This window comes from Olivibacter sp. EAT-5, from assembly GCF_044784325.1.
Taxonomy (GTDB): domain Bacteria; phylum Bacteroidota; class Bacteroidia; order Sphingobacteriales; family Sphingobacteriaceae; genus Olivibacter; species Olivibacter oleidegradans.
Window position 1 is genome coordinate 358,914 of the sequence record NZ_CP173028.1, and the last position, 24,575, is coordinate 383,488.

Annotated in this window: 25 protein-coding genes; 11 read left to right on the plus strand and 14 right to left on the minus strand. The window is 40.5% G+C overall.

What is annotated here, in order from left to right; genetic code table 11:
* Positions 1 to 6: 6 nt before the first annotated feature.
* The 3 genes from glgX to panB form a co-directional block, all read right to left on the minus strand.
* Positions 7 to 2,133: a glycogen debranching protein GlgX gene (glgX, locus tag ACH11B_RS01695; RefSeq protein ID WP_377612114.1), complete on the minus strand. Its 2,127-nt coding sequence runs from the start codon at positions 2,131 to 2,133 to the stop codon at positions 7 to 9.
* A gap of 257 nt (positions 2,134 to 2,390) precedes the next feature.
* On the minus strand, positions 2,391 to 3,869 hold the full coding sequence (locus ACH11B_RS01700; protein ID WP_013663629.1) for a S10 family peptidase: 1,479 nt from the start codon (positions 3,867 to 3,869) through the stop codon (positions 2,391 to 2,393).
* A 113-nt stretch (positions 3,870 to 3,982) separates the two neighbouring features.
* Entirely contained in the window at positions 3,983 to 4,798 is an 816-nt protein-coding gene (gene panB, locus ACH11B_RS01705) for a 3-methyl-2-oxobutanoate hydroxymethyltransferase (RefSeq protein ID WP_013663630.1), read from the minus strand.
* A 58-nt stretch (positions 4,799 to 4,856) separates the two neighbouring features.
* Here panB and ACH11B_RS01710 point away from each other — a divergent pair, with 58 nt between their 5' ends.
* Complete coding sequence (locus ACH11B_RS01710) at positions 4,857 to 5,513, plus strand: metal-dependent transcriptional regulator (RefSeq protein ID WP_013663631.1); 657 nt, start codon at positions 4,857 to 4,859, stop codon at positions 5,511 to 5,513.
* A gap of 16 nt (positions 5,514 to 5,529) precedes the next feature.
* Positions 5,530 to 5,979: an SsrA-binding protein gene (gene smpB / locus ACH11B_RS01715; RefSeq protein WP_130857894.1), complete on the plus strand. Its 450-nt coding sequence runs from the start codon at positions 5,530 to 5,532 to the stop codon at positions 5,977 to 5,979.
* A gap of 48 nt (positions 5,980 to 6,027) precedes the next feature.
* On the opposite strand, the gene ACH11B_RS01720 is transcribed toward smpB, so the two are convergent.
* Positions 6,028 to 6,684, minus strand: coding sequence for a protein-L-isoaspartate(D-aspartate) O-methyltransferase (locus ACH11B_RS01720; protein WP_130857893.1), 657 nt, complete (start codon positions 6,682 to 6,684; stop codon positions 6,028 to 6,030).
* Between the two features lie 160 nt (positions 6,685 to 6,844).
* Between ACH11B_RS01720 and ACH11B_RS01725 the strand changes: the two genes are divergently transcribed.
* Positions 6,845 to 7,576 (plus strand): hypothetical protein, encoded by a 732-nt coding sequence (locus tag ACH11B_RS01725; protein WP_130857892.1) that lies wholly within the window; start codon positions 6,845 to 6,847, stop codon positions 7,574 to 7,576.
* On the opposite strand, the gene priA is transcribed toward ACH11B_RS01725, so the two are convergent.
* Positions 7,573 to 10,062 carry a primosomal protein N' gene (priA, locus tag ACH11B_RS01730; RefSeq protein ID WP_377612116.1) on the minus strand — a complete coding sequence of 830 codons (2,490 nt, stop codon included), beginning with the start codon at positions 10,060 to 10,062 and terminating at the stop codon, positions 7,573 to 7,575. The genes ACH11B_RS01725 and priA overlap by 4 nt on opposite strands.
* Before the next feature lie 31 nt (positions 10,063 to 10,093).
* Positions 10,094 to 10,480: a DUF423 domain-containing protein gene (locus tag ACH11B_RS01735; protein WP_013663636.1), complete on the minus strand. Its 387-nt coding sequence runs from the start codon at positions 10,478 to 10,480 to the stop codon at positions 10,094 to 10,096.
* An 89-nt stretch (positions 10,481 to 10,569) separates the two neighbouring features.
* Here ACH11B_RS01735 and ACH11B_RS01740 point away from each other — a divergent pair, with 89 nt between their 5' ends.
* A complete protein-coding gene (locus ACH11B_RS01740) occupies positions 10,570 to 13,224 on the plus strand; it encodes a hypothetical protein (RefSeq protein ID WP_377612118.1) in 2,655 nt (884 codons plus the stop codon).
* Here the strand turns inward: ACH11B_RS01740 and tsaB are convergent.
* The 5 genes from tsaB to mscL form a co-directional block, all read right to left on the minus strand.
* The gene (gene tsaB / locus ACH11B_RS01745) at positions 13,221 to 13,928 is read right to left on the minus strand and encodes a tRNA (adenosine(37)-N6)-threonylcarbamoyltransferase complex dimerization subunit type 1 TsaB (RefSeq protein WP_377612120.1); all 708 of its coding nucleotides are present in this window, start codon (positions 13,926 to 13,928) and stop codon (positions 13,221 to 13,223) included. The two genes, ACH11B_RS01740 and tsaB, sit on opposite strands and share 4 nt — an antisense overlap.
* A gap of 27 nt (positions 13,929 to 13,955) precedes the next feature.
* A complete protein-coding gene (yidD, locus tag ACH11B_RS01750; protein ID WP_013663639.1) occupies positions 13,956 to 14,210 on the minus strand; it encodes a membrane protein insertion efficiency factor YidD in 255 nt (84 codons plus the stop codon).
* A complete protein-coding gene (locus tag ACH11B_RS01755; protein ID WP_130857888.1) occupies positions 14,173 to 14,577 on the minus strand; it encodes a ribonuclease P protein component in 405 nt (134 codons plus the stop codon). The genes yidD and ACH11B_RS01755 overlap by 38 nt, the downstream gene beginning before the upstream one ends.
* A gap of 79 nt (positions 14,578 to 14,656) precedes the next feature.
* Complete coding sequence (gene rpmH, locus ACH11B_RS01760; protein WP_041387836.1) at positions 14,657 to 14,815, minus strand: 50S ribosomal protein L34; 159 nt, start codon at positions 14,813 to 14,815, stop codon at positions 14,657 to 14,659.
* A 452-nt stretch (positions 14,816 to 15,267) separates the two neighbouring features.
* Positions 15,268 to 15,657: a large-conductance mechanosensitive channel protein MscL gene (gene mscL, locus ACH11B_RS01765; protein ID WP_013663642.1), complete on the minus strand. Its 390-nt coding sequence runs from the start codon at positions 15,655 to 15,657 to the stop codon at positions 15,268 to 15,270.
* Positions 15,658 to 15,840: 183 nt separating this feature from the next.
* Between mscL and rpoN the strand changes: the two genes are divergently transcribed.
* The 7 genes from rpoN to ACH11B_RS01800 all read left to right on the plus strand — a co-directional run bounded on the left by rpoN (position 15,841) and on the right by ACH11B_RS01800 (position 22,893).
* Positions 15,841 to 17,313 carry an RNA polymerase factor sigma-54 gene (gene rpoN / locus ACH11B_RS01770; protein ID WP_013663643.1) on the plus strand — a complete coding sequence of 491 codons (1,473 nt, stop codon included), beginning with the start codon at positions 15,841 to 15,843 and terminating at the stop codon, positions 17,311 to 17,313.
* 88 nt (positions 17,314 to 17,401) lie between these two features.
* Positions 17,402 to 18,271: a carbon-nitrogen hydrolase gene (locus tag ACH11B_RS01775; protein WP_377612122.1), complete on the plus strand. Its 870-nt coding sequence runs from the start codon at positions 17,402 to 17,404 to the stop codon at positions 18,269 to 18,271.
* Between the two features lies 1 nt (position 18,272).
* On the plus strand, positions 18,273 to 19,313 hold the full coding sequence (locus tag ACH11B_RS01780; RefSeq protein ID WP_377612124.1) for an agmatine/peptidylarginine deiminase: 1,041 nt from the start codon (positions 18,273 to 18,275) through the stop codon (positions 19,311 to 19,313).
* A 22-nt stretch (positions 19,314 to 19,335) separates the two neighbouring features.
* Positions 19,336 to 19,767 carry a Dabb family protein gene (locus ACH11B_RS01785; protein WP_377612126.1) on the plus strand — a complete coding sequence of 144 codons (432 nt, stop codon included), beginning with the start codon at positions 19,336 to 19,338 and terminating at the stop codon, positions 19,765 to 19,767.
* A gap of 216 nt (positions 19,768 to 19,983) precedes the next feature.
* On the plus strand, positions 19,984 to 21,084 hold the full coding sequence (carA, locus tag ACH11B_RS01790) for a glutamine-hydrolyzing carbamoyl-phosphate synthase small subunit (RefSeq protein ID WP_013663647.1): 1,101 nt from the start codon (positions 19,984 to 19,986) through the stop codon (positions 21,082 to 21,084).
* Between the two features lie 114 nt (positions 21,085 to 21,198).
* The gene (eno, locus tag ACH11B_RS01795) at positions 21,199 to 22,491 is read left to right on the plus strand and encodes a phosphopyruvate hydratase (RefSeq protein ID WP_013663648.1); all 1,293 of its coding nucleotides are present in this window, start codon (positions 21,199 to 21,201) and stop codon (positions 22,489 to 22,491) included.
* Positions 22,492 to 22,593: 102 nt separating this feature from the next.
* The gene (locus tag ACH11B_RS01800) at positions 22,594 to 22,893 is read left to right on the plus strand and encodes a septum formation initiator family protein (RefSeq protein ID WP_041387025.1); all 300 of its coding nucleotides are present in this window, start codon (positions 22,594 to 22,596) and stop codon (positions 22,891 to 22,893) included.
* A gap of 38 nt (positions 22,894 to 22,931) precedes the next feature.
* Here ACH11B_RS01800 and fabG read toward each other — a convergent pair whose 3' ends face one another.
* The 3 genes from fabG to ACH11B_RS01815 form a co-directional block, all read right to left on the minus strand.
* Entirely contained in the window at positions 22,932 to 23,675 is a 744-nt protein-coding gene (gene fabG, locus ACH11B_RS01805; RefSeq protein WP_041387837.1) for a 3-oxoacyl-[acyl-carrier-protein] reductase, read from the minus strand.
* A gap of 142 nt (positions 23,676 to 23,817) precedes the next feature.
* On the minus strand, positions 23,818 to 24,204 hold the full coding sequence (locus tag ACH11B_RS01810) for an acyl-CoA thioesterase (RefSeq protein ID WP_041387838.1): 387 nt from the start codon (positions 24,202 to 24,204) through the stop codon (positions 23,818 to 23,820).
* A 1-nt stretch (position 24,205) separates the two neighbouring features.
* A complete protein-coding gene (locus ACH11B_RS01815; protein ID WP_083812267.1) occupies positions 24,206 to 24,430 on the minus strand; it encodes a cysteine-rich CWC family protein in 225 nt (74 codons plus the stop codon).
* Positions 24,431 to 24,575 lie beyond the last annotated feature (145 nt).

Below are 24,575 nucleotides of genomic sequence, written 5' to 3' on the forward strand. Positions count from 1 at the left end.
GTGAAATTAATCCTGTAAAGGAGCATGAAAAAGAACAACGGAACGCCCGGCCACTTTGATGACATCACCCGGTTGATAACCATTCTCATCTTCTAGCTGAGCGTCATCGGTATTTAATACTTTAGTCCACTTACTTCCATATTTTTCATTTGGAAGCTTATAATCAATCGGCTCATGATGAGCATTGAAGATTACATAAAAATGATCGTCGTAAATTTTATTGCCTTTAGGGTCTACCGACCTAATCCCTCTACCATCTAGATAAACCGCGAGCGATTTAGCAGTATCATTATCCCATGCTTCGTCCGGCATAATATTACCTTCCGGCAAAAACCAAACGATATCTTCAACACCGGCACCCTTTATCTTCTGTCCCATGAACCATTTTCGGCGGCAAAAGGTTGGATGGCTTTTTCTTAAGTTTATTAATTTTTTGGTAAAGGCTAACAAGTCCTGATCTGCCTCTTTCCAATTATACCATGATATTTCATTATCCTGGCAATAGCCATTGTTGTTCCCTTGTTGTGTACGTCCCAATTCATCGCCACCCAATAACATAGGAATACCTTGAGATAAAAACAAGGTGGTTAAAAAATTCCGTTTTTGCTTAGACCGCAACGCCAAAACTTCCAAATTATCAGTTGGACCTTCTTCTCCACAGTTCCAAGAACGATTATGGCTCTCCCCATCGTTGTTATCCTCGCCATTGGCTTCGTTATGTTTTTCGTTATAAGAAACCAAATCATTCAGGGTAAAACCGTCGTGCGCAGTAATAAAGTTTACACTGGCTGTGGGTGTTCTGTAATCATCCCGATACAAATCGGAGCTACCGGTAAATCGAGAGGCAAATTCACCTAATTTACTTTCCTCTCCGCGCCAGTAATCGCGTATACAATCACGATATTTTCCATTCCATTCCACCCAGCCTGCAGGAAAGTTACCTACCTGGTACCCCCCTTCTCCGATATCCCAAGGCTCTGCAATCAACTTTACCTGCGAGATAATTGGATCTTGGTGGATAATATCAAAAAATGCGCTCAGCTTATTTACGTCATGAAACTCGCGCGCTAACGTTGATGCCAAATCAAAACGGAAGCCGTCAACACGCATTTCTAAAATCCAATAACGAAGACTATCCATAATCAGTTGCAGCACATTTGGCAGGTTGGCATTCAAAGTATTTCCGGTACCGGTATAATCTACGTAATAACGACCATCTTCAGTAAGCCGATAATAAGAGCTATTATCAATGCCACGAAAACTTAGCGTTGGCCCTAATTCGTTACCCTCTGCCGTGTGATTGTATACTACATCTAAAATCACTTCGATACCTGCTTCATGTAGATTTTTCACCATCTGTTTAAACTCTGTAACCTGCTCACCATTCATGCCACTGGAGCTATACTTTACATCAGGTGCAAAGAAACCTATCGTATTGTAGCCCCAATAATTGCTTAGGCCAATATCCTGGAGATGCCAGTCATTTACAAAATGGTGAATGGGCAAGAGTTCTATGGAAGTAATTCCAAGATCTTTTAGATATTGAACAGTTGTGGGATGACCGATAGCTGCATAGCTACCTCGGATATTATCCGGGATATCGGGATGTGTATAAGTGAACCCCTTAACATGTGCTTCATAGATGATGGTCTGATGGTACATAACATTAGGCTTTCGATCGTTCCCCCAATCGAAGGAATCATCGATAACAACCGATTTAGGAACATATGGGGCACTATCTTGTTCGTTAAAACTTAGGTCTTTTTCACCATCTTTGATATTGTATCCAAAAATAGACTCGTGCCACTTGATAACACCGGCTATTGCCTTGGCGTAGGGATCCATCAAAAGCTTATTTGGATTAAAGCGATGTCCTTCATCCGGTTTATAGGGGCCATGGACCCGATAGCCGTATTTCTGTCCGGGTTTCACATCCGGAAGGTAGATATGCCAAATATCATGGGTTCTTTCTTTGATAGGTATTCGTTCTTCATTGGCATCTGATTGATCTGAATCAAAGAGGCAAAGTTCAACGCCTTCTGCGTGTCTGGCAAATAAAGCGAAGTTCGTTCCTTTGCCATCATAGGTGGCCCCTTGCGGATAGGGACTACCAGGGTAGACTTTTCGTTCCATAGTTTTTAAATCTCATTATATCTGTAACAAGGATTCTGCGTAAGCTTCTTCGATATCCTGCAAATAATTGCCGTGGTGACGAACTTCTTAAGATATCGACTCTCATTGAACAAGCGTATCGGGCTTTTGTTTAGGGAATACGGACTACTGGGGCGCTTTTTTTTTCAACTCCCGAAAGGTGTTCAATTCTATATCACCTTCAAAAAAAAACGCCTGAACAGCATGTTCAGGCGTTTGTATTATTTTTAATAATATTATTAATATTTTGCAGGAACGCCGCTCTTTACGGTCGACTTAGCAATAAATTCCCGCAGATCATCATTTGCTTTTTCTAAATCCACCTGCCGCATGTAAATCATATGCCCTGTGCGATATCCCTTAAAAGACATTCTATCCTGAAACTTCCCGGCAGGATCCATTTGCCACAAATTATATTTAGCATTAAAATAGTCGCAAGCACCGTCATAATAGCCGGATTGCACCATGACATGCAGATAAGGGTTTTCTGCCATGGCCTGTTGTAGATCGTTGCCTGTATGATCATCACTACGATCCCAAGGATATACAGAACCAAAGACATTATACTTTACGTCGGTTTTGAAATTCAGTTCGTTGCGAACATAATAGTTGATTGCGGGAGTAAAGGAGTGCATCCAGGAGCTAAGCTCAGCATTATAGTCCGGCCGCTCGCCCCCATCTTTTTTATCTTTACCAAGATAGCGCGAATCCAAACGTCCAATGGTTAAACCTCTATCACGCAACAGTTCTTTCCAAAAAAACTGAGTAGATATGTCGAAATTATTCTGAAGTATTAACTTTTCTGATATCCCTGCATATCGCGCCATTTTCGACGCAATTTGTTGTTTCTCGGCCATCGGTACCGAACCACCTCGCGTTACCGTGGGCAACAATTCGTTTACGGTGAATTCTTCAACTTCAGGCAGTAATTGATCCAAGTCTTTTTGCTGCATATCGCTTCCAAGCGCCTTATGATACCAAGCCGTAGCCGCAAAATAAGGGAGCCGCAAGGCAAGGTCTACCGGCCCTTCTCTTTTTAATCCGAGGTCGGTTGGAGACACCAAAACGACTCCATTAAGATACATCCATTGCGCATCCTGAAGCTCAAGTGCCAAGCCCGATACACGCGTTGTTCCGTAACTCTCTCCAATTAGATATTTGGGAGACTGCCACCTATTGATTCTGGTAACAAAGGTATTCAACCAGGCAGCCAAGTATTTGATATCGGCATTTACTCCGAAAAACAGTGACTTATCTGTTTTTTTATCCAGAATTCTTGAATAGCCGGTGTTTACAGGATTAATGTAAACGATATCGGCTACATCTAAAATAGAATAGGGATTATCGCGCATCTCTCCATATGGCTGCACCGGATAGCCCTCATCATCCAAAGTCAGAATCCGCGGTCCTGTATAACCAATTTCCATCCATAAGGACGCCGAACCGGGCCCTCCGTTAAACGAGATCACCAAGGGTCGATGCTTTTTGTCGTTTACGTCCGATCGTTCATAATAGGTATAGTTGACCGTTGCAATGGCTTTGCCTTCGTCATTCCATATCGGCTGCATACCGATGCTTGTATTATAAGCAATTTTGCTCCCTTTAATGACGGTGGTATGCTTCGTGGAGATAACCGTATCGGCCGGTGGATCCGGTTGCGCAAAGGATTTACTAAAAAATAGATACAGGCATAAAGCAAGTAGACAGATTTTTTTCATGTAAGCTGATTTGATTGTTATAAAAATAGCGATTAGTTCAAAAAGGCTGTGTGTTCTACAACAATATTACAAACTATCTTAACACCTTTGGTTACGAAGCAGCTTATTCATACTTAATACTGCTCGCTATCATTCGGAAATTCTACGGCCTTCACATCTGCGATGTATTGTTGAACCGCGGAGGTAATCAGTTGATCAAGTTGCAAATACTGGCGAACGAATTTTGGTTTAAAATGCTTATTCAACCCTAATAAGTCATGAACAACCAGCACTTGTCCATCCGTTGCCGAACCTGCGCCTATACCAATGGTTGGTATACGCAAATGATCCGTTACTTCTTTCGCCAGTTTGGCGGGAATTTTTTCTAACACAACGGCAAAACAACCCAACTCATGCAAAAGTTGCGCATCTGTATTCAATTTATGCGCTTCATGTACACCGGTCGCCCTTAAACCGTAACCACCATACGTGTTTATCGACTGAGGCATAAGTCCGAGATGTCCCATTACCGGTATACCGGCATTGATAATTAATTTGATAGCTTCTTTGATTTCTATCCCGCCTTCCAATTTCAGCGCATGGGCGCCCGTTTCTTTCATAACCCGTACGGCTGCTTTTAGAGCATCATATGGGTCTCCCTGGTAGCTTCCAAAAGGTAAATCAACCACCAGCATGGCTCGTTTGATTGCCCGGGAAACTGAGGCGGCATGGTATATCATCTGATCTAAGGTTATTGGTAACGTGGTATCGTAACCGGCCATTACATTGGCAGCCGAGTCACCCACTAAGATTATATCAACACCCGCTGCATCTAAAATACTTGCCATGGTATAATCATAAGCCGTTAATACCGAAATTTTTTCACCGGTAGCTTTCATCTCTAAGATGCTATTTACCGTAACTTTTCTAACTTCTTTATGTATCGACATATAGCAAAGGTAATAATAGGTAGGTATAGTTGACCACTTTTTCTTTACCTTTGCCCCTATGTTATCGATTACTGAAGAGAATTATCTGAAAGTATTGTTGCATATTGCAGAGGACAGCAATGGCCAACAAGAAGCTGGCACGAATCAAATTGCCTCACAGCTTCACGTGCGACCTGCTACCGCCACAGATATGCTAAAGAAATTAAAGGAAAAGGGCTTAGTAGATTACCAAAAATATGGCAAAATCTCCTTAACGGATCAAGGACGCGCTCATGCAATTGCCGTGGTGCGAAAACATCGCCTTTGGGAAACGTTTTTATTTGATAAATTAGGGTTTAGTTGGGACGAAGTACATGAAGTTGCTGAACAACTTGAACATATCAAATCTGAAAAACTGATTGAGCGATTGGACAAGTATCTCGGTTGTCCACAATTTGATCCTCATGGTGATGCAATTCCCTCTGCTAAAGGGGTGCTGGTTACAGAAAAAAGAAAGACCCTGGCAGAAGCCACGTTGGGAAGCAAGAAAAAGGTAAATGCAGTGAAAGATAACAGTCCTGAATTTTTACAATATGTCTCTCAACTTGGCATAGCTATTGGTGACCCCATCCTGATCAAGAAGCGCTTCGCTTTTGATGGATCAATGGAGATTGAAATAGATGGGAAAACGACTACCATTTCGCAAAAGGTTGCCGAGAACATTTTTATTAAATAGATTAAGATAAAGAGTTATGTCTAACGACATTAATATAAGGAATAAAAAGGCTTATTATGAATACCATATCCTTGAAAAGTATATTGCCGGTATTCAATTATTGGGAACCGAGATAAAATCGATCCGGCAGTCCAAGGCGAATATAGGGGATGCGTTTTGCGCGTTCTTAAATGATGGCTTGTATATTCGGAATATGCATATAGCTGAGTATTCACATGGCTCCTTTTATAATCATGAATCAAAGCGCGACAGAAAACTTCTGTTGACCAAAAAAGAGTTAGCTAAATTAAAAATTAAAGGGGAAGAAAAGGGCTTCACGATAATTCCGCTAAAGATTTTCGTAAATGAGCGGGGGTATGCGAAAGTCGAAATTGCACTTGCTCAAGGGAAAAAAGATTACGACAAAAGGGAAAGTATCAAAGAACGGGATACAAAAAGGGAATTGTCACGAACTTATAAGCTGTAACATCGGCAACCACGCCTTTGCATCCTGACGGCGCACAGGATGTAAAACCTACCAGGCCTGATCGCCTACAAGCGGAACGAATCGAAAGGTATCAAGTTCGATCTTCTCAAAATCTTGTTCACCTGTACGAATAACCGTCACCATTTTTTGTGTCTTTGCATCACCTACCGGGATAACCAATATACCTCCAATGGCTAATTGTTTTAACATGATTTCGGGCACAAAAGGTGCACCTGCTGTTACAATAATTTTGTGATAAGGAGCATATTGAGGCAATCCTTTTGAACCATCTCCTAAAAAAAAGTGGGCTTGGTATCCCATGTAGGGAAGCACTTTAATAGTCCTATTATAAAGATTAGTTTGCCGTTCAATGGTAAAAACTTCGGCTCCAAGTTCGAGTAAAATACATGTTTGGTAACCTGAACCCGTTCCAATTTCAAGCACCTTATCCCCTCTCCTAATATGCAACAGCTCCGTTTGATAGGCTACCGTGTAAGGTTGAGAGATTGTCTGTCCGTCGCCTATAGGAAAAGCGATGTCTTTGTACGCTTGTGTCCAAAAGGTCTCATCAAAAAAAAAGTGGCGTGGCACCTTTCCAACAGCGCTCAATACTGCCTCATCAGCAATACCTCTTTTTCTTAATGTTTCAACCAGTTGCTTTCTGGCACCTTTTTCCCGATAGTTGTCTACAAATTTATAAGCCATTACTCTTCCAAAAATACGTTTGTTTTGGCATTAAAAGAAGCTCGTTTGGATGGTCTACTCCTAATTAATTCAGGACTTGGGTATTATTTTTTACTTTTTTGGCGCATTCGACAAAATCTTCATATCTTTCTAGCGTCTTTGGATCGTTAAATGTAATAACATGAGGAAAGTACTTTTGGCCTTAGTATTCTTTAGTATAAGTTTTCCATTGTGTGCGCAAATTACACGTATTGATACGCTAGCATACAAACCGATTCATATCCCCCAAAAGCAAGGACCTCGTTTTTCCGAGTTTTTATATTCAGTTGGATTACGAGCCTTCGCCTACGAACAATTCCCCAAAATACTGGACCAAACTACACGTGAACATTTTTATTCATCGGCATTTAATGGTTTATTTTTCAAGTTTAATGACAACCAAATAAGCTACCGAATCGCCGGCTCGTATTTCGACAAAGATGTTTCGCTCAATGGCAATTGCATCAATTGCAGTGGCAACGGAAACTTAAAAAACACAACCATCAAGATTGGGTTTGAAAAAAATATAACCTATACGCGTTTACAGCCTTACTTTGGTCTGGATCTCGGTTATACATACCAGAAATACAAAGGCTCATACATGAATGGCAGCGATATAAACGTTACAAATGATGCTGTTATCGATCGGAAAGATGCGATATTGGCATCTCCCTTTATCGGCCTAAAATTTAATATTATCCCTACAGTGACCATAGCCGCCGAGAGCAACCTAACCGTTGCTTACAGTTTTCAAAAGATAGAAATTGCCCACGATGAAACGACTGAAAAAAGACCAACTGAAAAAGGTTGGGAGTATTATTTCGGCCCTGTTGGCATCCTGAGTGTACAATTTAATTTTGGCAATCTATATTAATAAGGATCCACATCCAGTTGCACAAAAACTCCTTTATTTGCCTTGTTACTTTCAAAAGTGATGAGTAGCTTGCGAAGAGCCGTCTTTACTTTTTGTATACTGGTTCCATCACGTTCGACTTTAATCAGCAGGGTATTAATAAAATAATTTCTGATGCGCGAAATGAGTGGCGTTTCAGGACCTAAAACCCGATTACCGAAGGCCTCCTTCAGTAAGGTACCCAAACGTTGGGCAGCATTATACGCCTCGTTTTGATCTTTGTGTTTTACGTCAATCTTAATCAATCGATAAAAAGGTGGGTAAGCATAATGTTTCCGCTCTTGAACCTCAGTCATAAACATCCCTTCATAATCATGATTTACGACCTGCTCGAGTACGCGATGCTGGGTTGCGTAAGCCTGTATAATAACATTTCCTGCGGAACTTCTCCTTCCGGCACGACCGCTTACTTGCGACAACAAAGAAAAGCTTCTTTCAAAAGCTCTGAAGTCGGGATAATTAATCAAGGCGTCTGCATTGATAATTCCAATAACGGTAACCTTACCAAAGTCCAATCCTTTTGCTACCATTTGGGTACCAACAAGCACATTGAACTGCTGCTCATCGAAGTCGGTAATTATCCGTTCGAAGCTATCCTTCCCCCTTGTGGAATCCAAATCTAGACGGCCGATTTTGGCTTCCGGAATCAACATGGACAGTTCCTCTTCAATCCGCTCCGTGCCAAAACCTTTATTCTCTAAGTGCGTGGATCCGCAAGCAGGACATACCTGGATCTGCTCTTCTTTAAATCCACAGTAATGACAATGTAATTTACCTGTACTCTTATGAAAAGTTAAACTAACATCACAGTTTGTACATTTCGGAGTGTATCCACAAGTGCGGCACAACAGCATCGGGGTATACCCTCTTCTATTCTGGAAAAGAATTACCTGCTCTTTATTATTTATTGCCTGCTTAATCTCATTTAATAACACTTCACTGAAATAAGACTGCAGTCGCTTATCACGACCTTCTTCCTTTAAGCTCACAATACGGATCGTCGGAAGCTTAGATTCACCATATCGTTGCGACAAGGTCACTAATCCATATTTGTTTGACTTGGCATTGTAATAGGTCTCAATAGAAGGTGTAGCTGACCCTAACAGCACTTTTGCATGATGTAAATGTCCAAGATAGACCGCTGTGTCCCTGGCATGATAACGAGGGGCGGGATCGAATTGCTTAAAAGAAATTTCGTGTTCTTCGTCTATAATGATCAAGCCCAGGTTTTGAAAAGGTAAAAAGACGGCCGATCGAGCACCTAAAATTACTCTAATCTCGCCCTTTAAAACTTTTTGCCATACTTCTGCCCGCTCATTATCATTAAAACGGGAATGATAGACCCCCACTTCCTGTCCGAAGTATATCCGGAGACGTTCTACTATTTGTGAAGTTAAAGCGATTTCGGGTAGAAGATACAGGATCGTGTTTCCTTGTGTAAGCGCCGCTTCAATAAGGCGAATATATAGCTGGGTCTTACCGGAAGCGGTAATACCGTGAAGTAACACGACGTCTTTTTCTAAAAATTGACGCTGTATTGATTCAATCGCCTCTTGCTGCGCTGCACTTAAATCAAAACCGGACTCCACGAAAACATCTTCACCATATAACCGGCTTACAACGCGCTCCTCAATGATAAAAACGCCTTTATCTATCAAAGCCTTTAAGGCCGACTGCCCACAGCCGCTTGCTTCCAATAATTCACTCTTTGCTATGTGTTCTTGTCTTTTACGCAACTGTAAATAAGCTAATACGGCATCTTGCTGTTTAGGGGCACGCTCTAAACTATCCAAAAGCAGATGCCGCTCCTCGCCCTGATCAAAAAAGGAGCTGAGAACGACGAACGCCTTTTTCTTTGGCTTGTAACGTTCCCGCAGCTCTTCAGATATGACAATGGCATCTTTATTAAACAGGCTTTTTAATATAGGGAACACCGTTTTTTGTCCTAACAACTTCATGATGTCGCTCACCTTCAGCTCGCCGGCCAAATCAAGAGCATCCAATATTAGAAATTCTTTATCATTGAGGGAAGTTCTGTCTACCAAAGCCAATCGATCGGATGCCATTACTTTCGTCTCGGAGGCCAGTTTGAAAACGGCCGGCATGGCAGCCTGCATGACCTCGCCTATATGACACATGTAATAGTCGCTCACCCAATCCCAAAGCTTCAACTGATCTGCAGTAACGACCGGTGAATCATCTAAAACATCCAATATATATTTCGCCTCATAGCGTTCGGGTGCTTTTGATGATATAGCATAGACAATTGCAGCGTATATCTTACTTTTTCCAAATTGTACGATAACCCTTTTCCCAACAGCCACCGACGACGTCAGTTCATAAGGTACACGATAAGTGTAAGTTTTCGAAATAGCTAATGGCAGTATAACATCAACAAACTTTGTAGTTCTTTCCTGTTGATGTCCTTCCGCCTGAAGTTCTAACATAAATAATAAGATTATAAAAATGTGGAGCCAACTACCTCCCTTTCAGGGTAGCTAAAAACAAACTGGCCCAACCTAAGATGAAGGCCAATCCTCCCAAGGGTGTTATAGGCCCCAAAATATGTGTGGCACTGATTCCTGTTAGCTCACGTGTAGATAACAAATACAATGAGCCCGAGAAGAAAAATATACCGATTGTAAAAGCAATATAGGAAAGATTGATCAATATGTTCTTTGCGCGCGAAAAAGTAGCTAAAAAGAGAAGGGCTAACGTATGGTAAAATTGATAGTTAACGGCCGTATGCCAATTATCCAGGCTCTGGTCGCTTATTCGACCCGAAAGACCATGTGCACCAAATGCCCCCAAAACAACCGCTATCATCCCAAAAAAAGCAGCTGTAAGTATAATACGTTTGTTCATGTAGTCAGTTCAGTTTTATCCGCTAATTTAATAAACCTATTACATATTCGCTTGGTGCGATGTTAATTTTTTAACTTTGCTTATATCCCATGAGAAAGCTAATAATAATTACCAGCATATTATTCGTTGCAGTAATTGCAGCGGCCATACTATATTTTACAAGTTTACAAAGTAATAGTCGCAATCAAAACAACGCTTTGGCCTATATCCCGGCAGATGCCGCTTTTTTGGTATCTTTCCAAAACGATAAGTCTTTCTATAACATCTTCAACGATTTTAAAATCTTTGAAGCAATCCTTGGCAAGGAAACACAACATGAACTTAGCTATCTACATAAACAGTTTTTAAAGAGTCCTGACTTTTCGGAACCTACGACGAAGCAAACGCTCTATTTTTCTTTTCATCCCACAAAGGACCGCATCAACTGGCTATTGACGATTCCTTTTAAAACAAAATTGACGCCCGAAAACGCCGCCTCAATGTTGCAGAAAAACCTGGAAGGTGTGGGAACAATTACAGCCGATTCAACATCTTCTTATCTCTATAGCATTAAAATACGAGCGCTTGACAATTCCTTTTACGTCGCCTTTAGATCAGGAGTAGCGTTTTTCAGCCATCAACGTGATTTAATTGCTCGGGCCACAGACGATAAAGCGACACATCTATCGGCCGATTTTCTTCAAGAATTAGCCAAAAATGGGCATAAGAACGACAATTCCATACTTAACCTTCATTTGAACCATAGCGAAGTGTTTAAGTTCGTTAATAACTTAATAAGAACAAAACCGGGCAATAACATACAATTATTGGAAGGACTGAAGGGCATGTCATCGCTGAATATGAATTTCAAAAGTGATGCCCTCATGTTTAGCGGGTTGAGTAGTATGGACCATGCCATGGCGAAGGGTAATTACCTATCGATCTACGCCAAGCAGTCGGCTGTAGAAGGCGAGCTGAAGCGAGTGCTCCCGGCAAACACCGCAGCTTATGCCGCCTTTGCCCTTTCTAACTATAAGGGCTTCCATCAAGAATTGACTGAACTGCTAAAAAAACGCAATCAATTAAATCGAATCAATGACCAACTAGCACTGATAAAGTCGTCTAAAAAAATCGATCTCGATACAGCCTTATTAAATCAGTGGGGCAATGAATTCGCATCGATTGAGTTAAACACAAGGGAAACTTTAGGAATTATTAAAGTGAAGGACTCACTTATTTTCGAAAGAAATATGGAAAAACTCACCACTGCCGTTACAGAAGATATACGCAGGTTCGACAATTCCAATCTATTGTATTATTCGTTTGGTGATCCGATGCTTCCCTTTCAACGGCCATACTTCACCTTAATCAATAATTATTTAATTTGTGCCAACACCATTAGCACGCTTCAGCAACTCAGAAAACAATATGAAGAAAAGCAACTCTTAATAAATACCATTCCCTTTATAGAATTCAGCCGACTGCAGGCAAACAAATCTAATGTCACGTTCTTTATTCATAACGAAAACGCAAAACTGAATATCAAGCGACTTTTAAAGCCGGCATTTGAGAAGGTGTACAACGATACGGCAAATTTCAATTTTAAAGATTTTCAGGCATTTTCTTTTCAACTGAGCGGATACAATGGGAATTTCTACAGCAATTTAAGCGCAAAATATCTTTCTGCTGATAAGTCGAATTTACAAGCGGAGTGGGTTGCCGATTTGAGCAGTGAAATTGCCTATCCCCCCAGCGTTTGGACTTATACCGACAGTACGAACTTTATTGTTACGCAGGATAAAAGCAATAGATTGTACGCCTTCTCAACCGAAGGTAAAGAGTTGTGGAGAACTGCTTTGTCAGGACCGATCCTTGGGCGTATTTCCCAGCTTCCTGATAAAAGTTTGGTTTTCAACACAGCGGAACGACTGTATAGATTTGCTCCCAATGGCTCTCCTATGTTTGGCTTCCCCATTGTGCTAAACCATCCCGCAACGGCTGGTATGACCCTATTTCGTGTCAATAAGGATTATGAAAAAATATTCATTCCAGCCGAGCAACGGATTCTTGGCTATGACAGTAATGGAAAAGAATTACCCGAATGGAAGAACAAAACTGTTAAGGGTCATATTTTATTTAACTTGAAAACGGCACTTTTAGAAGACTTCAATTATGTAATAGCGCTGACAAGCAGTGGCCAGGTCTACTTATTCAATCATAACGGCAATTTAGTTTCGTTACTTGAAAGCACCGGCAATGATGTTTTTCGGAATAACTTTGGCGTAGAAACAAACCCAAGCGACCAATCTGAATCACGAATTGTTACAACCGATACAAGCGGCATGCTAGTAAGTTTTTACTTCGATAAAAGACAAACCAAAACGAGCCTCGGAAAATGGACGGAAAACTTTCATTTTGCTACTGAAAACATACAGGGCGACAGCATTCCTGAGCTTATATTTGCTGATGATCGACAGCTTTATGCCTACTCAAGTAAAGACAGTACGCTCTTATTCAGTCATAATTTCAATACCGAAATTGCAGGACCTCCCTTATTTTTTCCGTCAGCCAACAAAACGCATACCATTGGTATAACCACTAATGCCAAGCTTTTGTACGTATTTGAAGACGATGGCTCAATCGCTAAGGGCTTTCCGTTGGAAGGGTATGCTCCGTTCTATTTTGGCGGATTGAAGAACGATGGACATAGGTACGCGCTAATCAGTAAGGATGGCCGTAAATTAGCAGCTTATAAGTTAGACTAAGACTTTAAGTGCTTTTTTGGCGTGGTCGGAATAAAATCTTTTAAGTAAAAAGGTTCAAAATACGCGACATCTTCGAATGCCTCACAGTGCCACTTTCGACAAGATTCATCAACAAGATATTTTGCCGAGTTCAGAAAATTACCGGACACTACGACCGTTTCGTTTCCTTCAAACAGCGATGAAAATTTGTTAGCGCCATCACCAAAAAGAACAATCTTTTGTTGTCGCTCCGAGAACTCCTCAAAAGAATCCGCGCCAATAATCTGAGCCTCAACAGGTCGGATTTGATTCCCTTGCCCACTGTAGATGGCTGAGTAAACTTCCATCCTTCGTGCATCAATCATTGGACAAAAGAAAAGATCCGATTGTCCGCTCGTTTTAGCAACCGTTGAGCTGAATCCTTTAAACATCGCTTCCAAGGTATCAACAGCAATTAGCGGGATGTCTAAGGCAAAACAAATGCCCTTTGCCGTGGACACGCCAATACGCAAACCCGTATAAGATCCTGGGCCCTTACTGATTGCCACAGCATCCAAATCGTTAATTTTACAATTCGCTTGGTTTAAAACCTGGTGAATAAAAACCGTTAATTTCGAAGCATGAATATTAGGTTCATGCCGGTCTATAGAGGCTCGCACTACCCCATCAGTGCTTAGCGCTACAGAGCAAACCGATGTTGCCGTTTCAATATGTAAAATATTCATTTTCTAAAAAACATTCAAGCTATTCCGTCAAGGTACAGGATCATGTCCATGCCCACCCCAAGGATGACATCGGCCAATACGTTTTAATGTCAACCACCCACCTTTAAATGGGCCATGTTTTTTAATTGCATCTATACCATACTGAGAACAGGTGGGTGTATACCTACAAGTTCCGGGAAATAAAGGAGAAATAAATAATCGGTACGCTTTGATTAACATTAAAAAAATGAAACCTATTATGCTTTTAATTCCCCTTTGCCATATGATGCGTATTATATTCATGCTGAATTTTCGCTAATGCAATCCCCATTCGCTTATGAATAGTTTGATAATCGAGGATTTCCTTGCCTATATATTGGAAAGCAAGCAATAGTTCCTCCTCATGGTGCGTGATAAAAGTATGCAGAATATGCTTTTGTAGCCTATACGCCTCCCTGGTACGTCGCTTTAAAAGATTTCGGTCAACCGCTCGTTTAAAACGACGCTTTGGAACGGAAACAACAATTTGAATAGGATGTGGAAGGTGTTGGCTTGGTAAAAAAGAAATTCTGTATGGGTATAAAATAAAGGAAGAACCACTTTGAAAAAGCTTCGTTAGAAGTTTTTTGTTACAAAGTCGTTCTTCCTTTTTGAATGTGTATCTCACCATAAATACCAAATGCTATTTATTATACAGCGAAACCGGCGCTGGCTTCGGCGTAAAAAAGCAAGGTACCGGAGAAATAAACTTATGCTTTGTGACGACGTTCGTCAGAAACAGTCAATTTTTTTCTGCCTTTTGCTCTTCTGGAAGCTAATACTCTACGACCATTAGCAGTGGCCATACGCTCCCTAAAACCGTGCTTATTTCTTCTTTTACGTTGCGAAGGTTGAAATGTTCTTTTCATTACTATTAATTTTATATTTTTAAGCTGCCCCTGTATTATGAGGAGTAGCACCCTATACATCTTTCTGTTCTTAAAACAAGATCGCAAAGGTAAGGCTTATTCCTTAATATTCAAACCTAAATAAATTTATTTTTCATGCAAAACAATGGCTTCTACATAGAAAATGAATTTATTTTGCTCTTTTCCGCTATTTGAAGGCTATTTTATAGCGGAAATATATTATTAAAATAGATTCCTATACTGGCTATCCATACCTGTCGAGCTGAAATATGTGAGCGAAAAATACCCGGTCGATCCGTCATCAAATTATCTTGCCTGCTTTATTTATATTATCTTAAGCGCCGAGCAGGATCTTACACCGTCATCATTATCTACCGGGCTGGAGCCGGCGGGCAATGATGGGCTTTTATCAGTCCACTATGCGTCTTGGGTGCTTCAAAGTATAAAAAACATCAATTCTTAGTTTTTAATATATCCCTGATTTCTGCCAAAAGAACTTCCTCCTTGCTAGGTACAGGCGGTGCGGACGGGGCAGCTTCTTCCTTCTTCTTCAACGAATTAATTCCCTTTATGATTAGGAAAAGGGCAAAAGCAACAATAATAAAGGAAATTACCTGCGACAAAAAGTTGCCATATTTAATTGCCGTCCCCGGAATCACCAGTTCAGACAAATTCTTCAAATTGGCGGCCTCCAAAGCCGGGGTAAGAATAGCGGGTGTAATGATATCTTCCACCAGGGAACTTACGATTTTTCCAAATGCTCCTCCGATGATAACACCGACAGCTAAATCAACCACATTGCCACGCATGGCAAATTCTTTAAATTCTTTTGCGAAACCCATATTTCGTGTTTTTAGTTCAACATTTCTGTAACACTAAAGTAAATATTTTTGTTTATTCAAATAAAAATTTAAGCAAATAAATAGTATTTTAATACCAAAGGGATCGCCTTATCGTTTAAAAAATCTGTACTTTTGCACCAAAGGGTGCTGATCATAAAGCAATAATGTACCCATTAATTTGATATGCTAAAACAAAGTTTACAGCAAAAATTACTTCAAAAATTATCACCGCAGCAAATCCAGTTCATTAAGCTGCTGCAGGTACCAACGGTATCATTGGACGCCCGTATTAAGGAAGAGCTTGAGGAAAATCCTGCACTGGAAGACATGAGCTTAACGAACATGAACGAACCGGCAGAAGAATACCCCGACAAAGATCCCGAGGACAATTATAATGAAGAAGAACAAGGAAGTGAAGGGGACGAGTTTAACGTAGATGATTACCTGCAAGAAGAAGATGTTAACGATTATGGAAATAATCTTAACAATAGCAGCGATGATGAGGAAGACCGAAAAGAAATGCCCATTGCTATTCAAAATTCTTTTTTTGAAAACCTGCAACAACAACTTGATTTGTTGGCACTGAACGACAAAGACTTTTTAATTGGCCAACAGATAATCGGCAGCCTAGACGACGACGGTTATCTTCGGAGGCCTATACTATCTTTAATAGATGACTTGGCATTTTCGCAAAACGTCATGGCAACAGAGGAGGAGGTTGAAGAAATTCTAAAAATCATTCAAACATTTGATCCTGCCGGTGTAGGCGCCCGTGATTTGCAAGAATGTCTACTAATCCAACTCAGAAAAAAAGATCAGGACAACCCCGTCATTCGGGAAGCTATTTTAGTGGTAGAGAATTATCTAGATGAGTTTACAAGAAAACACTATGATAAGCTTGAAAAAGCGTTGAACATCAATTCCGACGAATTAAAAAAAATTGTAGATGAAATTTTAAAGCTAAACCCAAAACCTGGTGACGCCGGATCTGCTTCTGAAAAGCAACTGCATATTATACCTGATTTTCATATTACGAACAATGACGGTATACTGATTCTTACGCTGAACGCGCAAAATGCCCCCGAGCTGCGCGTAAGCCGATCGTATCAGGAAATGTTCGAACACTACGACAAGGCAGCGCAAAAGGATAAAAAAATGAAGGAGGCTGTTCAGTTTGTAAAACAAAAGCTCGATTCTGCAAAATGGTTCATTGATGCTATTAAGCAGCGTCAACAGACCTTATTGAAAACCATGAATGCGATTATGAATTATCAATACACCTATTTTCTGACGGGTGACGAGCGTAACTTGAAGCCAATGATCTTGAAAGATATTGCTGATAAAATCGACATGGATATTTCAACGGTTTCGAGAGTAGCCAATTCAAAGTATGTTCAGACAGAATTTGGCACTTTTTTATTAAAGTCGTTCTTTTCAGAGGCCATTCAAACGGATAGCGGTGAAGAGGTATCAAATAAGGAAGTTAAGAAAATCCTCGAGGAGTGCATAGCTAATGAAGACAAAAGAAAACCTTTAGCCGATGAAAAGTTAACGGAGATTTTGAAAGAAAAGGGTTATACAATTGCTCGCCGTACAGTAGCCAAATATCGCGAAGCGATGAATATTCCAGTTGCTAGGTTGCGAAAAAAGCTTTAAAATCACCCGTGGCATAGGAAAAAAACTGGCTTCGGGAAACTAAAAGCATGCTTTAAACACGATTTAGAATTCAAAAAAATATCATTACATGTCTAAGGTTAAAATAGGAACTGTTCAAATGAGCTGTGTAGCCGATAAAGCTACCAACTTGGCAAAAGCCATTGAACAAGTAAAAGTGGCAGCGGAAAAAGGGGCACAAATTATATGTTTACAGGAGTTGTTCACATCACTGTACTTTTGTGACGAAGAAAACTATGATAATTTCGTCTTGGCTGAAGCAATCCCGGGATCATCTACCGATGCATTGAGTAAAGTAGCAGCCGAATACCAGGTTGTTATCATCGCTTCACTCTTTGAAAAAAGAGCGCAGGGTCTTTACCATAACACAACCGCGGTAATCGATGCAGATGGAACCTATCTAGGCAAATACCGCAAAATGCATATTCCGGACGATCCGGGTTTCTACGAAAAATTTTACTTTACTCCCGGAGACCTCGGCTACAAAGTTTTTAAAACGAAATTTGCAAAAATAGGCATTTTAATTTGCTGGGATCAGTGGTATCCGGAGGCTGCTAGAATCACTGCGCTGATGGGTGCTGAATTACTTTTTTATCCAACGGCAATTGGTTGGGCTCTTACGCAGGATGCGGGAACCAATGAAGAACAATATAATGCGTGGCAAACGATACAACGCTCGCACGCTATAGCAAACGGCATCCCGGTGGTTTCCGTTAACCGCGTTGGAATTGAGGCGGGTGTTCGTTTTTGGGGAGGTTCTTTTATTGCCAACCCTTTCGGTGCTTTAGTTTATAAGGCCTCGCATGAAGATGAAGAGACGGTTGTAACGGAAGTCGACCTCAACCAATCTGATTATTATCGATCCCATTGGCCGTTTTTGCGAGACAGAAGGATTGACAGCTACGAATCGATAACAAAAAGATTTATTGACGAAGAGTAAAATGAATTACCCTAAAGATAAAGGCTATTTTTTTCCTGCCGAATGGCATAAACATCGGGCAACATGGTTGAGCTGGCCGCATAAGGAAGCTAGCTGGCCGGGCAAAATAGACACTATATATAAACCCTACTGCAAATTCATCAAGGCGATATCAGCGGGAGAACAGGTATGCATTAATATCGGGAGTGAAAAGCTGAAACAAGAGGCTACAGAACAATTAGAAAAAGAAGGCGTTGATCTAAGTAAGATTTTGTTTTTTGACCACCCCACTAATGATGCTTGGTGCCGCGACCATGGGCCTGCATTCCTGATCAACCCGCATGCAGACATACCCAAAGTCATTGTAGATTGGGGATACAATGCCTGGGGCGGCAAATATCCGCCTTTTGATTTAGACGATGTTATACCTACCCTTATTGGGAAAGCGTTAAACCTTCCCGTAGTTCATCCACAAATCGTCATGGAGGGTGGTTCAGTAGACTTTAATGGTACAGGGACCTTATTAACGACTACATCTTGTTTGTTAAACCCAAATAGAAACCCGCATCTCAATCAACATGAAATTGAAGCATATCTCTATCAGTATTACGGTGTGGAGCAAGTCCTTTGGCTGGGAGATGGTATCGTTGGAGACGATACAGACGGACATATTGATGATATTACCCGTTTTGTGAATGATAGTACCGTTGTTACCGTAATAGAAGAAAACAAAAGTGATGAGAATTATGCTCTTTTGCAGGATAATTTAAATCTTTTGAAGGAGATGCGTTTACTCAACGGAAAACAGTTGGATATCATCGAATTGCCTATGCCCGCTCCTGTCATTCATGAAGATCAGCGCTTGCCTGCGTCCTATGCTAATTTTTATATCAGCAATGCAGCGGTTGTTGTGCCTACCTACCGTGACAAGAATGATCAAAAGGCACTGGATATCTTAGCTGATTGCTTCCCACACCATCATGTAATCGGTATTGACAGTACGGATGTAATATGGGGGCTTGGTAGCTGGCATTGCCTTAGCCAACAAGAACCGGAAGTATAACATGGCAACTAATAAATAAATAATGAAAAGGCGTCTCTTTATTAAACGATCATCGGGCTTAGTAGCAGCCATAGCTGCGACTCCTATGCTAACACAAGCCAGCATTAATAACCATATCAGTAAAAACATGAGCAAAAACAAACAGGAAGTTATTACGCACTACGTTCTTTTCTGGTTAAAAAAAGGACTATCTGAAAAAGAAATTAATGATTTCACCGGATTTTTCGAAGAACTGCGAAAAGTGCCGAATATCAAATCGCTCCACTATGGCAAAGCAGCAAATAGCACACCACGAGATGTAGTGGACAATAGCTTTACCTATAATTTATTGGTATATTTTAATTCGCTTGAAGATTTGGAGACCTATGGAACGCATCCAATTCATTTGAAAGCAATTGAACAATACAGTCAATATTGGGAAAAGGTGGTCGTACATGATTCGGTTCTTAAATAGCTTTTTATTTTTTTCGCGGATATGATAAATTTTGCGTATCTTTGTCCCTCGTGAAAATTGAAGTAAGCGGCTTCATATCCTTATCGATTTTAACCGGATTTATTCCGGCACACCCATTATTTTTTATTCATATTAAAAGTCTATCGGCCTCTAAAGGCCGTTTTTTTTGTATGGATGATCAGAAGGAAACAAAGAACATAAATCAGTATATAAAAAATGAGTAATTACACTAAACTGCCTGCAATTTTACTTTTAGAAGATGGCACAGTTTACCATGGTAAAGCTGCCGGAAAAATTGGCACCACTACCGGAGAAATCTGTTTTAATACCGGTATGACAGGTTACCAGGAAATTTTTACGGATCCTTCTTACTTTGGCCAAATCATGGTAACCACAAATGCGCACATTGGTAACTACGGAACCGCTGAGGAAGAGATCGAGTCAAATCAAATACAGATTGCAGGACTTGTTTGTAAAAATTACAGTGTGCCCTTTAGTCGTAAACTTGCAAAGGAATCAATACAGGGTTATTTCCAGGATGGAAATTTGGTTGGAATTTCGGATGTTGACACTCGCGCACTCGTAAGACATATCAGAAATAAGGGAGCCATGAATGCTATTATTTCTTCTGAAATACTAGACATAGATGCACTCAAAGCAAAGCTGAAAGAAGTGCCTTCTATGGAGGGACTGGAACTTTCGACACAAGTGTCTACTAAACAAGCTTATCACTTCGGGGATGAAAATGCTCGTTACCGGGTTGCCGTACTTGATTTGGGCGTAAAGAAAAATATACTACGCAATTTTTGCGATAGAGATGTATATGTCAAAGTGTTTCCTGCTAAAACTACGTTTGCCGAAATGGAAAGCTGGACTCCTGACGGCTACTTCATTTCCAACGGTCCCGGAGACCCTGCCGCAATGCCATATGCACTGGAAACCGTTAAAGAAATACTAAAAGCCGACAAACCTATGTTTGGCATCTGCTTAGGCCATCAACTATTAGCTTTAGCTAATGGAATTAGAACAGAAAAAATGTTCAATGGTCATCGTGGCATCAACCATCCTGTCAAAAACATCATCGCGGATCGATGTGAAATCACAAGCCAAAACCACGGCTTTGGGGTCGTAGCCGATGACGTGCGTAATTCGGATACAGTTGAAATCACGCATGTTAACTTAAACGACAAATCGATTGAAGGGATTCGCGTAAAGGGGAAAAAAGCATTCTCTGTTCAGTACCACCCGGAATCGTCGCCAGGCCCACATGATTCAAGATATCTTTTTGACGATTTCACAGCCATGCTGACAGCGTAAATTAAGGTGGTTTAATTTTGTTATTAAGCTGTAAAAGAATATATTTGAAATAGAATACACTTCGTGTAAAAAAGACACGAAGTTAGCTCAAACCCATATTAAAAAAAATTCAAAATGAGTTCAATTATTGATGTACATGCGCGGCAGATATTAGATTCGCGCGGAAACCCAACAGTAGAAGTAGATGTAACAACTGAGAACGGTTTCGTTGGACGTGCAGCTGTTCCTTCCGGCGCGTCTACGGGAATGCATGAAGCGGTAGAATTGCGCGATGGCGATAAATCAAGATATTTAGGGAAAGGGGTATTGAAAGCTGTCGAGAATGTAAATACTAAAATCGCAGAAGCTTTAAGAGGTATCGACGTTTTCGAACAAAACGCGATAGATAAAATCATGATTGAGCTGGATGGCTCTGAAAATAAAGGAAACTTAGGTGCGAACGCTATTCTAGGCGTCTCTTTAGCCGTTGCAAAAGCCGCAGCACAAGAAAGTCGTCAACCCCTATATAGATATATTGGCGGTGTGAATGCAAACACTTTACCGATCCCAATGATGAATATTATTAATGGCGGATCGCACTCCGATGCACCTATTGCATTTCAAGAGTTTATGATCATGCCTGTTGGTGCGCCCTCTTTTTCTGAAGCGCTTCGTTGGGGAGCAGAGGTCTTTCACAATCTAAAGTCGATCTTACACGATAGAGGCTTGTCAACCGCGGTAGGCGATGAAGGTGGTTTCGCTCCGACCTTTGATGGAACAGAGGATGCGATCGAGACGATTCTAAAAGCGATCGAAAAAGCTGGTTATAAACCAGGCGATCAAATTTGCTTAGCGCTTGATTGTGCTTCATCAGAATTCTATAAAGATGGTCAATATGACTACACAAAATTTGAGGGAGATAAAGGGGCCGTACGTAGCAGTGCAGAACAAGCGGACTATTTGGCACAATTAACAGAGAAATATCCTATTATTTCAATTGAAGATGGTATGGCCGAAGACGATTGGAATGGCTGGAAATTGTTAACCGAGAAAATTGGTGCAAGAGTTCAATTAGTAGGCGATGATTTATTCGTTACAAATGTAAAACGCCTTCAACAGGGAATTGACAACGATACAGCGAACTCCATTTTGGTGAAAGTAAATCAGATAGGTTCTTTAACAGAAACTATCGATGCGGTTAGCTTAGCACAAACGAATAGTTACACATCAGTTATGTCGCATCGTTCGGGCGAAACTGAAGATAACACTATTGCAGACTTAGCAGTTGCATTGAACTGTGGACAAATCAAGACAGGTTCAGCATCCCGTTCTGATCGGATGGCGAAATATAATCAATTATTACGTATTGAAGAAGAGTTAGGCAGTAATGCTAAGTTTTTAGGAAAAAGCTTCAAATTTGCTAAATAAACAACTTTTAGCAGTTAATAAAAGACCTGTAATCAAATTGATTGCAGGTCTTTTTTATTGTAAAATTTTATGCTTAGGTTTGCGAAGGAAAGGAGCACAGACATGAAACAATTAATCAACATTGCTAGAAACAAATACATCATTGCAACTATCGCATTTATCGTCTGGATGCTTTTCTTTGACCGAAATGATATCACTTCCCAGTACAAATATCAATCGCAGTTAAAAAACTTAAAGGATGAAAAAGAGTTCTATATACGGGAAACAGCCATCGTGAAAAAAGACTTGGAGGAACTTACCTCCAATCTTACAAGGCTTCAAAAATTTGCGCGAGAAAAATATTTGATGAAAAAAGACAACGAAGACATCTTTATCATTGAAAATAGCAAGCCTAGCGAATAGGCTTACTGTTTGTGCTCGTTCTCGTCACTGTACCTTTCTTACAACATACCCCCACAAACGGAGATTACCTGACCATTTATATAAGAAGATAAATCTGAAGCTAGAAATAAGCAAGCATTTGCGACGTCTTCTGTTTCTCCTGCACGCTTTAGTGGTATATTTGCTTCCCAACCTTCTACAACTTTCGGGTCCAGTACATCGGTCATTTCTGTTCGGATAAATCCTGGAGCTATTACATTGGTTCTTATATTACGCGACCCCAATTCCTTTGCCATTGATTTGGAAAAACCAATGATTCCGGCCTTGGACGCCGCATAGTTTGCTTGCCCTGCATTTCCCTGCACACCAACTACTGAACTCATGTTTATGATAGAACCTTTTCTAGCCTTCATCATAACCTTCGAAACGGCCTTTGTTACATTAAAAACAGACTTTAAATTAACATCAATAACCTCATCCCAATTTTCTTCTGTCATACGCATCAACAAACCATCTTTGGTTATACCGGCATTGTTCACCACAATGTCTATAGTACCAAATTCCTTCACAACATTACCTATAAGCTCCTCTGCTTCATCAAACTTGGATGCATCTGAACGATATCCTTTAACCTTCGTACCAAAGGATTGCAGCTCCTCTTCCAGCGCTTGCCCTTTTTCAACTGAAGACAGATACGTAAAAGCCACATTGGCTCCCTGTTCGGCAAACTTCTCAGCTATTTTTCTACCAATACCTTTGGACGCACCGGTCACCAATGCCGTTTTTCCTTCGAGTAATTTCATTCGTTGTATTCTTAAAATTTTAGACGCTAAAAATAAGATATTCCTGACAACTTTGGAATAAGCTGCCATTAATTTATTGTGAGACTGATTGCATGCAATCGTGAACTTGCAAAACCTAGCGAATGGCTAATATAAAATGGAGCTAGTCTAGAACAGGTATTGGGTTCTTATCTTGATCGATTGCTACGAAAGTGAAAGTTCCTTTTATAGCGATTTCGCGATGTTCTTCGTACATCTGCTCGACAAAGATTTCCACCCCTATTTTTAAACTTGTACGTCCTACTTTTTCTACTTTTCCAATGAGTTCAACAATGGTACCTGCCGGTATTGGCTTTGTAAAATCAATCCGGTCAGAGGAAACAGTGACCAATCGCTTTCTACAAAAACGTGTTCCGGTAATGAAAGCAACTTCATCCATTAAAGCCATAGCCGTTCCACCGTATAGTGTATCATAGTGATTCGTTGTATTAGGGAAAACAGCTTTAAAAATACTTGTCTCTGATTGTTTTATTTTTTCTTCCAGGGTCATTTTATAGTTCATTCGTTTCTATATATTCTTGCTTCAACGCTTGCAAGCACGCTGCGCAGAGACAATTATCGTATCGTTCACTTATGTATTGTACCTCATTGACAGACAGCTCCACGGCGCTGCATTGACATTTGGAATACGAGTTTGCCCGACATTCGATCGAGGTGCCACAACGTTCACAGAGAACAATTTCATGTTTGACGAAAGTTGATTTCAAGGTTTCCAAACTTAGATAAATTGCATTTCATATGCAAGATGAATACCGTATATAAAATTGATTATTCATCGTGGGAAAAATTTATCTAAAAAAGCTCCCAAGATGATTCTTAGGAGCTTTTCCATTTTTTTGAGAGACCTATATACGAATAAGC